This window comes from Idiomarina aquatica, assembly GCF_003987185.1.
GTDB lineage: Bacteria > Pseudomonadota > Gammaproteobacteria > Enterobacterales > Alteromonadaceae > Idiomarina > Idiomarina aquatica.
Map to the genome: position 1 here is coordinate 1,189,047 of NZ_PIPS01000001.1, position 15,259 is coordinate 1,204,305.

Genomic DNA, 15,259 nt, shown 5'->3' on the forward strand with positions numbered 1-15,259 from the left:
GTTTAGGCGGTCGCGCTGAAGCCCGTTTCTGACGGGCTCACGCGGCGGCTATAAAAATCAGCAATCAGCGTACCGCGTTCAGCAGCGGAAAGCGTCTTTCGCTGTGTTCCGGCAAGCTCACCAGCACTGCCGACGGAAGAGCTGTCGTTGCCCTCACCTTCGAGCGATTTGCGCACGGGACCCTGAATACGACTGCCGTCTCCGGCATCATTACGGCCTTGCGACGATTTAGTCTCTTCCCCATCAGTAGCTTCTGCCGCCTTAGAGGCACCCGGAGCGTCGCTTTTAGCCAGTTCGGCACGGGCTTCCGCTGCCTTTACCGAGGCTTCTGCAGCAATCGAGCGGTCAGCAGAAGAGGGTTCCGCCGGGGCCAATGCCGCACGCCGAACCACCTGCATTTTCTGGATGGTTGCCTGGGGATCGCCGGGAACGACGCTGACGTCGATTTGTACTTCACCGCCCACGGCATAGGATTTACCATCCGGGCCGCGTTCATATTCATAGCTGGGACTACCGGCATACTGACCACCCACAGCGGCGTGTGCCTGCTCGTGCGTGCGCACTTCCGCATCACGGTTTTTTAGTTCCCGGACTTCCTCTTGGATTTCACGCTGTTCTTCGGGAGTACGCTCGGATTCACGCTTATCTTCCGCTTTGCGACCGTCGGCTTTGGTGGACTCAGAAGCGCTCTGTTGCTCTTTTTTGCCGTCTGTCTTACGCGCTTGTTTATCGGTTGATGTGCCAGCCTGGGGGGAGGATGCAGGCTCTTTAATGGCTGCACGTTGCTGGTTTTCACGGCCAACAGCATCCGACGCCGGCATCGGTGCCGGAGGAATCGTCGGAAGTGCGGTTGTGATATTCATGGCCGTTACATACGCGAGTTTATCTTGAGCCTTACGCGCTGGTATCGATTAACGTACCGAGTACTTCATCGGCCGTTTCGACGGTGCGGGTATTGGCTTCGAAATTAGTCTCGCCTTGCTGTAAAGACACCAGTCCGTCAGTGGCGTTATTTGCGCTTACCGACTGACTGGTTTCGCTGGCCGACTCCGTCGCAGCGTTAACGCCGCTTGACTGTGCATTGCTTTGTTGTTGCACATCATTACGTGCACCCGCATTTGCAATTTCTGCACTGGCTTCGTTAACTTGCTGGCTGGCTCGTTGCAAGCCTTGCAGGCCTGCGTTCATTGCACCATTGATTTCCATAGCTGCCTCCAATGACTGCGGCAAAATGTTGCCACCAGTATTGTATAAAAAGCAGGCAAATGCAAGCCAGCGTCAGCGTTCTTTACGTTAAGCGTGCTGCTTAATCTGTGACACCAGTTCTTTCCAGTGACGGCGCTGTTGCTCTAGCGACGCTTTAAGCTCGTCGACCTGGGCTTTCAGTGCATCCATGTTCACTTGCTCGCGCAAGTGTTTGGCTTTACTGTCCAACAGCTTTTTTCGCGCCTGGTAGTATTGACGTAACTGAACCGCCATATCGTCATAATGCTGTTGGGCCATTTCGAGCAACGTATGCGGTGCAGACTTCGCTTTCTTCTGTAACCGCTGTAACTGCATCTGCAGACGCGCTTTTTCGACCTGATAACCTGAGCTGCGCTTAAGGTTAGAGGCTAATCCTACCCAGGATAATGCGCGAATCAGCCACTTAGTTGGATCAAACTGATACCAGCGAATGCCGTTACGGTAGTCGGCCGAGAAAATGTGATGGTAGTTGTGGTAGCCTTCACCAAAGGTCAGGAACGCCAGTACGCCGTTGTCACGCGCGGTATTTTTATCGGTATAAGGTTGTTTGCCCCAAACATGCGCCAACGAATTGATGAAAAACGTGGTGTGATGATTAAGTACCAGACGTAAAACACCAACAACCAACAGTGCAGCCCACACATCGCCCACCATCAGACCCACCAGAATTGGCCAGCCGAAGTTGGTCAATAATGTCAGCGCCAGATAGTGACGATGCTGCCACATAACGATGGGATCTTTCTGCAAATCCTTAACATTGTCGTAATCCGAATAACGACTGGCCTGATACTCACGTAACATCCAGCCAATGTGCGAATACCAGAAGCCACGTTTTGCCGAATAAGGGTCTTTATCATTATCGTCGACGTGGGTGTGGTGAACGCGGTGATCCGACGACCAGTGCAAGGCACTGTTCTGTAACGCCAGTGCACCACCGATAGCAAACAGAAAACGCACGACGGGATTGGCATCATAAGTTTTGTGCGACCACAGACGGTGGTAGCCGGCGGTAATGGAAATGCCTGCAAAACAAATTGTACCCAGCATAATCCACCATAATGCACTATCAATACCAACAAGATAGCCATACAGCGGCACGCCGACGGCAGCAATCACGAAGGTTGATAAAAAGACAATGGTGTTAAGCCAGATAATTGGGGGTTTGGTATTTAATTCGGTCATTCAAATTCTTGCCATGTAACTGCGAGTAAAACGGTGCAAACCAAAATAGCGTACACGTGTTCGCTGAATTTACGGGTTTTTGCTTCAGAATACAAGCAATAATTGTGTAAAATCCTGTGATACTATGACCGTTTAATGGGCAAAACGTTTACTCAAACATAAAGTGAGAGCACAGTGGCAAAGCAAGCGACGAACGGTATCAGAGCGCAACAAAAAGAAAAAACCCGGCGAGCTTTAATTGATGCGGCGATGAATCAGCTCAGCGCCGAGACCGGCTTTTCCAGCCTGAGCCTGCGTGAAGTGGCCCGCGAAGCAAATATTGCCCCAACCTCGTTTTATCGTCATTTTCGTAATATGGACGAACTGGGATTAACCCTCGTCGACGAGTGTGGTCTGACGCTCAGACAACTACTGCGGCAGGCCCGCCAGCGTATCGAAAAAGGCGGTTCCATCATCCGCGTTTCGATAGAAACCTTTATGCAATACGTTGCCAGTAACACCGCCATCTTTCGGTTATTACTGCAGGAGCGCACCGGTTGCTCAAGGGAGTTTCGCAGTGCCGTGGAGCGTGAGCTTGAACATTTTAAGGCGGAACTGGAAGAATATCTGGTGATGGAACAGGGCTTTACCCACGAGCTGGCGTCACTGCAATCCGATGCCATTGTAAAAATCGTATTTAGCGCAGGCGCTGACTGTTTTGACGTCAGCGACGACGAACGCCGCCAGATCACCGAGGCGACCATTCAGCAAGTGCGTCTGGTCGCACGTGGCGCCGAAGCAACGCGCCGGCTTGCACAGACATAAGACCGTTTTACAATCAACAGAAAATCACAATAAACCAGGAGAATCCGATGTTATTCAGAACCCTTGGCACAGTCAGTTTACTGACCCTTGCGGTGACCGGACAAGCTCGCGAAATGACGCTGATGGAAACGGTAACAGCTCAGTCTGTTGCCAGCGTCGATTTATCGCCAAATGGCCAGTATACCGCGGTGTTAAAATACATCCCGCGTACGCCGTATAAAGACGACGACGGTAGCGGTTTTACCGAGCTCGTATTAATCGACGCGCAAGGTAACGAAACCGTCTATTTTAATCGCGACGATGAGTTCTCGCAGGTGTCCTTTGGTCCAAACAGTGAATACCTGTATTTCACCGCTAAGCGCGACGATGACAAATACAACGAACTGTACCGCCTGCCGATTAACGGTGGCGCGGTACAGTCATTTTATGAGTTTGAAGGTCATATCGGCGCTTATGACATCAGTGATGAGGGTCAGTCTCTGATTTTTACGTCACGCGGTAAACCGGATGCGGATGAACAGAAGCTGGCTAAGAAAGGCTTTAAAGCTGAGGTTTACGAAGAAGACCTTGATTACACGCATTTGTATCACGTTGACCTAAGCGCCGAACAAAAACAGGCGACTCAGGTATCGGCGGACGACCAACATATTTTGTCGGCTGAGTTCCACCCCGACAACACCCACATCCTGGTGCGTACTGCGCCAACGCCGCTGATCGATGATAACTACATGAGCAGCCAATATCAGCTCATCAATAAAGCCGGCGAACTGCAACAAGCGTTCGAAACTGCCGGCAAGCTAGGACAAGCAAGCTTCTCTCCGGACGGCCGTTATCTGGCGATGATCTCGGCGGCCAATTACAACGACCCGTCGGCGGGTACCCTGCTCGTCTGGGACTCGCAAACGGAAGAGTTGCGCAACGTCTTACCCGATTACCAAGGCTCTATCCGTGATTTCGCTTGGCGTACCGACCAGGAACTGGTTTGGTTAGGTCATCGTGGTACCGAATCCGAAGTACAGGCACTGACGTTAAAGTTCCTCGAAAACCGTATGCTGGTGGAGCCAGGCGAAGCGATTTTCAGCAGTCTTGACGGTGAATCCGGAATTGGACAAATTGCGTTGCGCGGTAACCGCCCCGAACATCCAAACGAAGCCTTCCTGCTGGACGACAGCGGCTTAGAGCGGTTAACGGTTTCCAATCCGTGGCTGGATGAAATCACCATGCCGCGTCAGGAAAGCATCACCTACGAAGCTCGTGACGGTTTGCAATTGGAAGGCATTCTGGTTTATCCAACGGACTATCAGGAAGGCCAAAGCTATCCTACCGTAATGGTCATCCATGGCGGTCCTGAGTCACATTACAGCAACGGTTGGCTGGATCGCTATTCCGCACCGGTTAAACACGCTGCTGCCAACGGCTATGCGTTGTTCTTCCCGAATTATCGGGGCAGCACTGGTCGCGGCGTAGAGTTCTCAATGCTGAGCCAAAACGATTATGCCGGTAAAGAGTTCGACGATATCGTTGACGCCAAACAACACCTGGTAGAAATGGGCATCACAGACCCTGAGCGTGTCGGTATCACCGGCGGTTCTTACGGTGGTTATGCCTCAGCCTGGGGCGCAACCAAACAAACTGAGCATTTTGCGGCCAGTGTCATGTTTGTCGGTATCAGCGATAACATCTCTAAGTTCGGCACGACGGACATCGCCAAAGAGATGCACGCCGTTCACGCTCGTAGCTACCCGTGGGAAAAGTGGCAGTGGTACTTAGAACGCAGTCCTATTTACTATGCTGAGCAGGCTCGTACGCCGATCTTAATCATGCACGGTAAAGAAGATACCCGTGTTCATCCGTCACAGTCGATGGAACTCTACCGCTACCTGAAAACTCACGGTAATGTGCCGGTACGACTGGTTCTTTATCCGGGCGAAGGCCACGGGAACCGGAAAATGGCAGCGCAGCTGGATTACGGTATGCGGATGATGCGCTGGATGGACACCTTCCTGGTAGAAAAAGCGGAAACCAAACCTCCGTTTGAGCTACCACATGTTGAGCATATGCAAGCAGACGACTAATGCTGCGAATACAAAAAGGCCGGCTCACAAGCCGGCCTTTTTTAATGGCAGTTGTTACCCCTTAATGGCATTCCAGATGTCTTTCCAACTGGGTTCTTTGCCGTAGAACTGAATACCCATCGCAAACAACCGGCCGGCTACGTTGCGCATCCAAATCACGAACACCACCAGCAGCGCCAGACTAAGCAACTGTTGCCACCAGGTGACGTCAGTTTGTAACAACCGCACCGGCATCATCACAAACGACGAAATGGGTAAAATGCTCATCACCTGAGCCAATCCACCGTCTGGATTATCGATGATGCTAAACGACAGAAATACCGGCAGTAAAGGCAACAGCATCACCGAGCTGCGTGACGAGTGATTGGGGTCATCGATGGTGGCCGAAAAACCGGCCAACATCGCATTGATCAACACCAGTCCCAGCAACACGAACACGACCGATAACACAGCACCGTAGTAGCGGTCGAAGCTGACACTGCTGTCGCCGCCACTGAACATCGAGGCCACCAGTCCAATACCGGTAAAAAATAAGCCCAGGAACACCATCGACTTGATGCTGTGCAAGGTAATACCAAGAATTTTACCGTCCATCCACTGTGTTGGCGATATGATGGTTAACAGCTGCTCAGTAACCCGTTGCTGTTTTTCTGCGGTAATCGACATCATCATCAAACCAAAGCCAGTGAAAACACCCACCGTAATCGCCACGGTGACCAGCATTGGCAAAGCTTCACTAAAACCACCTTCATCCTCATCTTGCGCACTGACATCGGTACTTTGCACCGTTGTCGTGATTGCCGGTGGTTCATTGATGACCTGCCGCTGTTGGTCGCTCAACGTTAGCTGTTTGATGCGCTGCTGTTGCAGTTGTTGCTCCAACGCCTTAACCAAGCCATCTTGCCAGTCGTCTTTCTCCCGTACTACCAGCTCAGCTTCTAACGACGGTGAAATGACCACCAGCACATCCAAATCGTCCGGTAATTGCTGTTGCCATTGCTGCACTTCCATCGACCCTGCAGCACGCAATGGCACATCGTCTGGTGCCTCGAAACGCCAGCTTTGCTCGGCTTTGTTTTGGTAAAAAATCGCGCCCTGATGTTGCTCGGAGAACACTTCCGTGATGACGCCCCAACCGGCACTGACCAGAAAGATAATCGCCAGCAACGCAATCGAGATAAGTTCCTGTTTCCATTTAAAGAAACGTTTAAATTCCCACCAAGCGATGGTCTTCAATTGTTGCGAACGGTTCATGCGGCATCTCCCTGTGCTTGTGAGCGTCCGATGGTGTCCAGATACAGTTCGTGCAATCCGGGTTTGCGCAATGCAAATGACTCAATCGCACAACGTTCGGCTAACCGAGGCCATAACATGGATGCGTCAACATCGGCTCCAAGCGTGAGTTCCAGCTCATTTTTGTCGATCGGGTGGAGGCGCTCGATTTCGCTAAAATCTGACCAGGCACTCTGTGCCGCAATGGCATCACAGTGCACACGATAGAGTCGTTGCGGCTGCAATGTCGCGCGAATTTCTTCCAGAGATCCCTGCGCCAGGGCTTTACCATGAGACATCAGTAACATTTTATCCGCCAAACGCTCGACCAGCGCCATCTGGTGGGCGCTCAACAACACGGTTTTACCTTGTTCTTTCAAATCGCTCAGCACCTTTAGCACGTGCTCCTGATTAACCGGATCAAGGCCAGAAAAAGGTTCATCAAGAATCACCAGGTCGGGATCGTGCAACAAAGTAGAAATTAACTGCACTTTTTGCTGATTACCTTTCGACAACTGCCGCATTGGCTCTTGTTTGCGATCGGTCAGATCAAAATGTGCCAACCACTTGTCAATGCGCGGTAAATACACACTCTGCTCGAGTCCTCGTAGCCTTGCTACGTATGACAGGTTATCGAGAATCGAACGATCCTGATAGAGACCGCGGTCTTCAGGGAGGTAAGCAAAATGCTGTGGACGCAGCTGAATATCGGCACCCCCCAGGTCTGTTATCTGAATCCGGCCACTGTCAGGTTGTGTTAAACCGACCAGCATCCGAACCAAGGAAGATTTACCGGCACCATTTGGCCCGAGTAAGGCGTAAATTTGCCCAGAACGCACATCCAAAGATATTGCGTCGACGGCTGTCACTGTCTTGTAACGTTTCGTTACCGTATCTATTGTTATATTCATGTTGCCAGACTGTTATGAGATCTGACGCTATGATAGCGAACGAAAAAGGCCTGTAACAGATGGTTACAGGCCTTTTATTGTTTCAAAATGTGACGTCAATAACGATAAGTTTGACGTTAAAGCTTAGGACCCGCGTCAACCAACGCTTTACCGTTATCGGTATCGGTAAACTTCTCGAAGTTAGCAACGAAACGTTTCGCCAGATCGCGCGCACGCAGATCCCACTCTTCCTTATCGTCATAAGTATTACGAGGATCCAGAATGTCGCTGTCTTCAACACCGGTTAATGCGGTTGGCATCGCCAGGTTAAAGTACGGTAGCTGAACAAACTCGGCGTCTTCAATCGAACCGTCCAAAATGGCGTCAATGATCGCACGCGTCGCTTTAATCGAAATGCGCTTACCGGTACCGTTCCAGCCGGTGTTCACCAAATAAGCTTCCGCGCCAGCGGCTTCCATACGCTTGACCAATACTTCAGCGTACTGGGTTGGATGCAAACTTAAGAAGGCCGCCCCAAAACAACTGGAGAATGTTGGTGTGGGCTCGGTTACGCCACGTTCGGTACCTGCGAGTTTCGCCGTGAAACCGGACAGGAAGTGGTACTGGGCCTGTTCTTTGGTCAACTTAGAAACTGGTGGTAACACCCCAAAAGCATCCGCGGTTAAGAAGATAACTTTTTTCGCGTGGCCTGCTTTGGAAACCGGCTTAACAATATTGTCGATGTGATAAATCGGGTAAGACACGCGAGTATTTTCTGTCTTCGAGTTATCATCAAAATCGACCGAACCGTCTTCGCGTACGGTGACGTTTTCAAGCAATGCGTCACGGCGGATGGCATTATAAATATCCGGCTCCGCTTCTTTCGACAGGTTAATGGTCTTCGCGTAACAACCACCCTCGAAGTTAAACACGCCATCGTCATCCCAACCGTGCTCGTCGTCACCAATCAACGCCCGTTTAGGATCCGTAGACAGCGTCGTTTTACCGGTGCCTGACAAGCCAAAGAAAATTGCTACATCGCCGTCTTTGCCGACGTTTGCTGAGCAGTGCATTGACGCAATACCTTGCAGTGGCAGGAAGTAGTTCATCATCGAGAACATACCCTTTTTCATTTCCCCGCCGTACCAGGTACCGCCAATTAACTGAATCTTTTCCGTTAAGTTAAAGGCGACAAAGTTTTCCGAGTTCAGACCCTGCTCTTGCCAGTTTGGGTTGATGCATTTAGCACCATTCATTACCACAAAGTCCGGCTCGAACGTTTCCAGTTCTTCTGCGCTCGGGCGGATAAACATGTTTTTTACGAAGTGAGCCTGCCATGCGACTTCGGTAATGAAACGAACGGCCAAACGAGTATCCTCGTTAGCACCGCAATAGGTATCGACAACAAACAAACGTTTGTTGGAAAGCTGTTCGGTAACAAGACCTTTTAGGCTTGACCAGGTTTCTTCCGACATCGGTTTGTTATCGTTTTTGCCTTGATCTGACCACCACACCGTATCGCGAGTGGTGTCATCACGCACAATGTACTTATCTTTTGGTGAGCGACCGGTGAAAATTCCGGTATCAACAGCAACAGCGCCCAAATCGGTCACGGTTCCTTTCTCAAACCCATGTAAGTCGTCACGAGTTTCTTCGGCAAATAACACATCGTAAGACGGGTTGTGGACAATTTCCTGGACGTTATTGATGCCATAGCGGCTCAAATCCAAATTTGGCATGACGTAAGGCTCCTGAGAATACGGTCTTTGCGTTAACGTTAACTTACTAGTGCGCGCAGCCATCCTGGTAGCGCTGATCTTGATTAAAATTCGGACGCGAATGTTACCGTTTATTGGCTAAAAAAGATAGGGCAAAATTCTCTCAGTTCGTTAGAATGCGCGCTCTGTCTTTTAATTTTTATACAAGTAGTAAGTGAGCAAGTATGCGCGAATCCTTCCACACCCGACTTGGCTTTATCCTAGCGGCCGCCGGCTCTGCAGTAGGTCTTGGAAACATTTGGGGCTTTCCTACTCAAGTGGCCAATCACGGGGGAGGCGCGTTCTTATTGGTCTACCTCATCGTCATTTTCATACTGGCCATACCAGCGTTGTATAGCGAAATGTTAATCGGCCATCATGGCCGCGCCAACCCGGTTCGGTCACTCGCCAAGCTCAGTGAAGGCCGTGCACAACCCGTTGGCGCCACCATGGGCTTTTTGAATGTTATCGGCTCGTGCCTGATGCTCAGCTTTTACCATATCGTGGCGGGCTGGATGGTTGTACATGCGTTGGGCTACGTGGCCGGCTGGCTCGGGCTGGCGGCCGTTGCCGAGTTTTTAATGAACAGCTCGTTAACGCGTGACCTTATGTTTACCGCACTGTTTTTGTGCACCACCGGCTGGGTGGTATTGCAAGGCATCGAAAACGGCATCGAACGCTGGTCGAAACGGTTGATGCCAACCTTGGTGTTACTGCTGGTGGGTTTGATCATCTACATGGGCACCCTGGCCGGCGCCAGTGACGGCTTCACCGTTTATCTGGTACCGGATTTTTCTCAACTGAGCGATCCATCGATTTACCTGGCTGCCATGGGGCAAGCGTTTTTCTCGCTGTCGATCGGCTTAGGCGGCATGATGATTTACGGTTCCTACTTGCTGCCGGGCGCCAAACTGGGGAAACTCAGTCTGTCCGTGGCGGGCCTTGATACCCTCATCGCATTTCTCGCTGGCTTACTGATCATTCCTGCGCTGTATGCCGGTATCGAGCTTGGCGTCACCGTCACCAACGGCGATGAACTGATCGGTGAAGGTCAGCTTATTTTCGCCGTCTTACCACAGCTATTTGCCAGCATGGGTGCAGTTGGTCCATTTGTCGGCTTTGCATTCTTCACCCTGCTCAGCATCGCCGCGCTCACCTCGACCATCGCTCAGGCAGAAGTGCCGGTTTCGTACCTGATTGAAGAAAAAAACCTGAACCGTAAAAAAGCCACGTTGCTGGCACTGGCAACCATCGCCGTATTAGCCTTCAGTCTAGTGATCTTTTTTGAGCCTCTGTTCGGTTGGGTAGTGACAGCAGTAACCCAGTTCCAGTTACCGATTTCGGGCATCTTCTATCTGCTCGTGGTCGGCTGGCTATGGCGGAAAAGTAACCACTTACACACCATCGCGCAGGGCAGCTTCTGGCTGACCGCTTTGCGCTGGCATTTGCGCTATATCTGTCCTGTGTTGATGACGTTGGTGTTTATAAATACGGCTTTTTAGCGTCTATCGGCGCTGGCTGTTAGTAGCTTCGCCACGGCTGTTTGCCGACTCGCTTCGGGTGTCGGCGGCTCTTGAGCGCAAAAAAGCCATGGCGAAGCCACAAATAGCTTGCTGTTAACTGCGGTTGGCAAATTTCTGCTTTAAAGCATCGGCGACGCGATTGTCGACAAAGCCGGTGACATCGCCGCCATGCAGCGCGACTTCTTTCACCAGAGTGGAGGAAATAAATGAGTTTTCTTCCGCCGGAGTGAGAAACACACTTTCCAAATCCGGAAACAATCGGCGGTTCATGTTGGCCAGTTGAAACTCGTATTCAAAATCCGATACCGCACGCAGGCCGCGCACCAGAACCGTGGCTTCCTGTTCTTTGGCAAAGTTAACCAGCAAGCCGGAAAAGCCGACAACGGATACGTTATCCAAGGTCTCAGTTACTTGTTGCGCCAGAATCACTCGCTCCTGCAACGAAAACAGTGGTTTTTTACTCGGGTTTTCGGCAATACCGACCACCACATGCCGAAACAGCTTTGCCGCACGCTCGATCAAGTCATAATGCCCATTTGTAATTGGATCGAAGGTTCCCGGATAAATGGCTTTACTGTGCATGGTTGCCTCGTGTCACGTAATTTTCGCTAAAGAGTACACCTTATTGAACGGCTGACTCAAACGCTAATTCAAAATTAAGGGTGCGAACACACCATAACATCAGTAAAATAGAGCATAAATTTGCCACTATCGGACGATATGGAGCATCCATGAATTCAGCATTTTATCAGCAGTTAAGCGAACAGCTCGAAGCCACCCGCAACGAGGGACTGTATAAGAAAGAACGTATCATTACCTCTGATCAAAGTTCAGAGATTACCGTTAACGGACAGCAAGTATTGAACTTCTGTGCCAACAACTATCTGGGTCTGGCCAATCACCCGGATCTCATTGCAGCCGCTAAGAAAGGTCTGGATGAGCACGGTTTTGGTACCGCGTCAGTACGATTCATCTGCGGTACGCAGGATATTCATAAAGAACTCGAACAGAAACTGAGTCACTTCCTGGGCACTGAAGACACCATCCTTTACTCATCTTGCTTCGACGCTAACGGCGGTTTGTTTGAAACGCTAATGGGACCTGAAGACGCCATTATCAGTGACGAATTAAACCACGCCAGCATCATCGACGGTATCCGCCTCAGCAAAGCTAAGCGTTATCGCTACAAAAATAACGACCTGGCCAGCCTTGAAGAACAGTTAAAACAGGCCGACGCTGATGGCGCACGATTTAAGTTGATCGCGACTGACGGCGTATTCTCTATGGATGGCGTTATCGCCGACCTTAAAGGCATTTGCGACCTCGCCGACAAGTACGACGCGCTGGTGATGATGGACGACTGCCACGCAACCGGTTTCTTAGGTGAAAACGGCAAAGGAACTCACGAATATTGCGACGTCATTGGTCGCGTTGACATTATTACCGGTACTCTGGGTAAGGCATTGGGTGGCGCGTCTGGTGGTTACACGTCCGGCAAGAAGGAAGTCATCGACTGGTTACGCCAACGTTCACGCCCTTACTTGTTCTCAAACTCGGTTGCGCCGGCTATCGTACAAGCGTCTATCAAAGTTCTGGATATGCTCGCGGACGGTCACGAGTTACGCAGTAAACTGTGGGACAATGCTCGTTATTTCCGTGAGCAAATGACCGCTGCGGGCTTTACCTTAAGCGGCGCTGATCATGCCATTATCCCAGTGATGATCGGTGATGCGCGACTGGCTTCTGAAATGGCGGACCGGTTGTTGGAAGAAGGCATTTACGTGATCGGTTTCTCCTTCCCGGTAGTACCTAAAGGCAAGGCCCGTATCCGTACCCAGATGTCTGCTGCACACACACGTGCACAGCTGGATCGCACCATTGAAGCCTTTACACGTATCGGTAAGGACCTCGGCATTATTTAATGCCGGGCCAAGGAGAAGTTATGAAAGCGTTAGCGAAGCTGCACGATAAACCCGGCATCTGGATGACCGACGTTGATAAACCGGAATACGGTTACAACGACATCCTGATTAAAATTAAGAAAACTGCGATTTGCGGTACCGACGTGCACATCTATAAGTGGGATGAGTGGTCACAGAAGACCATTCCGGTGCCGATGGTCGTTGGCCACGAATACGTTGGCGAAGTAGCAGCCATGGGTGAAGGCGTGCGTGGTTTTGAAATTGGCGACCGCGTCTCCGGTGAAGGTCATATTACCTGCGGCCATTGCCGTAACTGCCGTGCCGGCCGCCGCCACTTATGTCGCAATACCTACGGCGTAGGTGTAAATCGTCCCGGCGCATTTGCTGAGTACCTGGTGATTCCGGCTGATAATGCCTTTAAACTGCCTGACGATGTCAGCGATGACATGGCCGCCATCATGGACCCCTTCGGGAACGCCGTGCACACTGCGTTGGCGTTTGATCTGGTGGGTGAGGACGTGCTGATTACCGGTGCTGGTCCTATCGGTATCATGGCGGCAGCTGTCGCTCGTCACGTTGGCGCACGCCATGTCGTCATCACCGACGTTAATGAGTTTCGTCTGGACCTTGCCCGTAAAATGGGCGTTACCCGAGCGGTTAATGTGTCTGAGCAAAAGCTCACCGACGTGATGGACGAACTGGGCATGAAAGAAGGTTTCGATGTCGGGCTGGAAATGTCAGGGGTACCGTCGGCGTTTTCACAAATGTTGGCGACCATGAACCACGGCGGCAAAATTGCCATGTTGGGTATACCGCCGGAGAATGTCGCCATTGACTGGAACCAGGTTATTTTTAAAGGCTTGGTGATCAAAGGCATTTACGGACGCGAAATGTTTGAGACCTGGTATAAAATGGCGAGCCTGCTACAGTCAGGTTTAGATATTTCACCGATTTTGACACACCAGATGCACGTCGATGACTATGAACAAGGCTTCGAAACCATGATCAGCGGTCATTCCGGCAAAGTGATTTTAAACTGGGATTAAGCGACGCCTGCAGGAGGCTTTTTGGCACAAGAAATCAGTTTACTCGACGCCCATCAATTATGGGCGTCAGAGCAACCACCGGTATTTGTCGATATCCGCGACGGGCAGTCCTTTGCGCTCGGTCATATACCGGGTGCACAGCCGCTTAATAACGACAATGTCGCCGAGTTTATCGATCAAACTGACGCCGATACCACGGTCATCGTTGTTTGCTATCACGGCATCAGCAGCCAACAGGCGGCCGATGTATTGCAGCAACACGGCCTCAACAAGGTGTTGAGTATGCAGGGAGGCTTCACCGCCTGGCAAACTCAGTTCACCACCGATATCGAGACGAGCTAACGCCCATGCGCAGATTACTGACCTCTACCGACAGTGAATTCATCGGTCAGCTGTACCAGTATCTGCGCCAGCACGGCATCCCCGTCAGTGTTACTGAGCAAGGTCAGCAATTAGAACTCTGGCTGCACCAAAGTAGCTACGAAGCCGCAGCCAAAGAACTGATTCAGACCTTCAAAAATAACCCGCCAACGTCACAGACAACGCCATCACAAGGTCAGATACGCTCATCATTATTGTCGGATCTGTTGCGCAATACCGGCTGGCTGACCCGTGTCACGGCGGGTATCGCGGTACTGATGTTCTTGCTGCTCAATATGGCACCGGAAGCGATACTCGGAAGCCTCCGCATCAGTCATTATTACGATGCCTACCCGTTTGCGCAGCCGTGGCGATTTTTAACACCGGTACTGTTGCACTTTTCCTTGATGCACTTGGTATTCAATGTGTTCTGGTGGTGGTATCTAGGCGGCCGCATTGAGCGCTACCTGGGAACCTCCTGGCTACTGGCCTTATTGCTGTTCAGTGGTGTTACCGCTAACGTCGCACAATACGCCGTCAGTGGTCCCAACTTTGGTGGCTTATCTGGCGTGGTCTATGGGCTGCTCGGGTTCTGTTGGATATACAGCTTCGGACGCCGCACTGCCCTGTGGCTCCCGCCCGGGTTAATCGTTTTTATGATCGGCTGGTTGTTGTTAGGGTATACCGGTGTGCTCTGGGTCAATATTGCCAACGAAGCACACCTGGCGGGTCTGCTCTCGGGCTGCCTCGCCGGTTTTGTCGTGCGGGTACTCAATCCGACACCAAAGCAGCCGCTTTACTGATAAATATATTTGGTGAAGAGCACTTCCTGTATTACCGGGTTACCGGTCTCTTCGCGCATCAGTTCCTGCGCTTTTTCCAGACACTTTAAACGCAGTTGATCGCGTCCGGTCATGGTTTTTATCTGCCGCTCCGGTGCCGAGCTTAAAATGCGAATAAACGCATCACGCAGCAGTGGTGCATGATGCTCAACAACCCCCACATATTGGGGATCGGGCACCATGACTTCGATAGCGACACGAATAAAGCCAAGCCGGTAGTCATTACCTTCTTTAATAAAATTGGTGGTGATATCCGGTTCAAAGCCATAATAGGACACATTACTCTGCCAGGCTTTTACCGGTGCCGTCATCATCAGCATGAGGGAAACGGCCACTGCTAT

15 protein-coding genes are annotated in these 15,259 nt (G+C 51.2%); 7 read left to right on the forward strand and 8 right to left on the reverse strand.

Annotated elements, in window-relative coordinates:
• Positions 1–2 precede the first annotated feature (2 nt).
• The 3 genes from CWE23_RS05450 to CWE23_RS05460 all read right to left on the reverse strand — a co-directional run bounded on the left by CWE23_RS05450 (position 3) and on the right by CWE23_RS05460 (position 2,427).
• Complete coding sequence (locus tag CWE23_RS05450; RefSeq protein WP_126819703.1) at positions 3–863, reverse strand: putative metalloprotease CJM1_0395 family protein; 861 nt, start codon at positions 861–863, stop codon at positions 3–5.
• A gap of 31 nt (positions 864–894) precedes the next feature.
• Positions 895–1,206 (reverse strand): flagellar basal body rod C-terminal domain-containing protein, encoded by a 312-nt coding sequence (locus tag CWE23_RS05455; RefSeq protein WP_105305484.1) that lies wholly within the window; start codon positions 1,204–1,206, stop codon positions 895–897.
• An 87-nt stretch (positions 1,207–1,293) separates the two neighbouring features.
• Complete coding sequence (locus CWE23_RS05460) at positions 1,294–2,427, reverse strand: fatty acid desaturase (protein WP_105305483.1); 1,134 nt, start codon at positions 2,425–2,427, stop codon at positions 1,294–1,296.
• Positions 2,428–2,601: 174 nt separating this feature from the next.
• Here CWE23_RS05460 and fabR point away from each other — a divergent pair, with 174 nt between their 5' ends.
• Complete coding sequence (gene fabR, locus CWE23_RS05465; protein WP_105305482.1) at positions 2,602–3,231, forward strand: HTH-type transcriptional repressor FabR; 630 nt, start codon at positions 2,602–2,604, stop codon at positions 3,229–3,231.
• A 47-nt stretch (positions 3,232–3,278) separates the two neighbouring features.
• Positions 3,279–5,306 carry an alpha/beta hydrolase family protein gene (locus tag CWE23_RS05470; protein WP_126819704.1) on the forward strand — a complete coding sequence of 676 codons (2,028 nt, stop codon included), beginning with the start codon at positions 3,279–3,281 and terminating at the stop codon, positions 5,304–5,306.
• Positions 5,307–5,360: 54 nt separating this feature from the next.
• Here the strand turns inward: CWE23_RS05470 and CWE23_RS05475 are convergent, their stop codons facing one another.
• The 3 genes from CWE23_RS05475 to pckA form a co-directional block, all read right to left on the reverse strand.
• The gene (locus CWE23_RS05475; protein ID WP_126819705.1) at positions 5,361–6,560 is read right to left on the reverse strand and encodes an ABC transporter permease; all 1,200 of its coding nucleotides are present in this window, start codon (positions 6,558–6,560) and stop codon (positions 5,361–5,363) included.
• On the reverse strand, positions 6,557–7,489 hold the full coding sequence (locus tag CWE23_RS05480; protein WP_126819706.1) for an ABC transporter ATP-binding protein: 933 nt from the start codon (positions 7,487–7,489) through the stop codon (positions 6,557–6,559). The genes CWE23_RS05475 and CWE23_RS05480 overlap by 4 nt, the downstream gene beginning before the upstream one ends.
• Positions 7,490–7,605: 116 nt before the next feature.
• Positions 7,606–9,207 carry a phosphoenolpyruvate carboxykinase (ATP) gene (pckA, locus tag CWE23_RS05485; protein ID WP_105305478.1) on the reverse strand — a complete coding sequence of 534 codons (1,602 nt, stop codon included), beginning with the start codon at positions 9,205–9,207 and terminating at the stop codon, positions 7,606–7,608.
• 203 nt (positions 9,208–9,410) lie between these two features.
• On the opposite strand from pckA, the gene CWE23_RS05490 reads away from it, so the two are divergent.
• The gene (locus tag CWE23_RS05490; RefSeq protein WP_126819707.1) at positions 9,411–10,727 is read left to right on the forward strand and encodes a sodium-dependent transporter; all 1,317 of its coding nucleotides are present in this window, start codon (positions 9,411–9,413) and stop codon (positions 10,725–10,727) included.
• A gap of 114 nt (positions 10,728–10,841) precedes the next feature.
• Here CWE23_RS05490 and coaD read toward each other — a convergent pair whose 3' ends face one another.
• Positions 10,842–11,330 (reverse strand): pantetheine-phosphate adenylyltransferase, encoded by a 489-nt coding sequence (gene coaD, locus CWE23_RS05495; RefSeq protein ID WP_105305476.1) that lies wholly within the window; start codon positions 11,328–11,330, stop codon positions 10,842–10,844.
• Between the two features lie 149 nt (positions 11,331–11,479).
• Here coaD and CWE23_RS05500 point away from each other — a divergent pair, with 149 nt between their 5' ends.
• From CWE23_RS05500 to CWE23_RS05515, 4 genes are read left to right on the forward strand one after another with little or no spacing between them, the layout of a single operon-like run.
• Complete coding sequence (locus CWE23_RS05500) at positions 11,480–12,670, forward strand: glycine C-acetyltransferase (RefSeq protein WP_105305475.1); 1,191 nt, start codon at positions 11,480–11,482, stop codon at positions 12,668–12,670.
• Positions 12,671–12,690: 20 nt separating this feature from the next.
• Complete coding sequence (tdh, locus tag CWE23_RS05505; protein ID WP_126819708.1) at positions 12,691–13,716, forward strand: L-threonine 3-dehydrogenase; 1,026 nt, start codon at positions 12,691–12,693, stop codon at positions 13,714–13,716.
• 33 nt (positions 13,717–13,749) lie between these two features.
• Positions 13,750–14,058: a thiosulfate sulfurtransferase GlpE gene (glpE, locus tag CWE23_RS05510; protein ID WP_241970569.1), complete on the forward strand. Its 309-nt coding sequence runs from the start codon at positions 13,750–13,752 to the stop codon at positions 14,056–14,058.
• A gap of 5 nt (positions 14,059–14,063) precedes the next feature.
• Positions 14,064–14,879: a rhomboid family intramembrane serine protease gene (locus CWE23_RS05515; protein WP_126819709.1), complete on the forward strand. Its 816-nt coding sequence runs from the start codon at positions 14,064–14,066 to the stop codon at positions 14,877–14,879.
• On the opposite strand, the gene CWE23_RS05520 is transcribed toward CWE23_RS05515, so the two are convergent.
• On the reverse strand, positions 14,873–15,253 hold the full coding sequence (locus CWE23_RS05520; protein WP_241970533.1) for a flagellar basal body-associated protein FliL: 381 nt from the start codon (positions 15,251–15,253) through the stop codon (positions 14,873–14,875). The two genes, CWE23_RS05515 and CWE23_RS05520, sit on opposite strands and share 7 nt — an antisense overlap.
• Between the last annotated feature and the right edge of the window lie 6 nt (positions 15,254–15,259).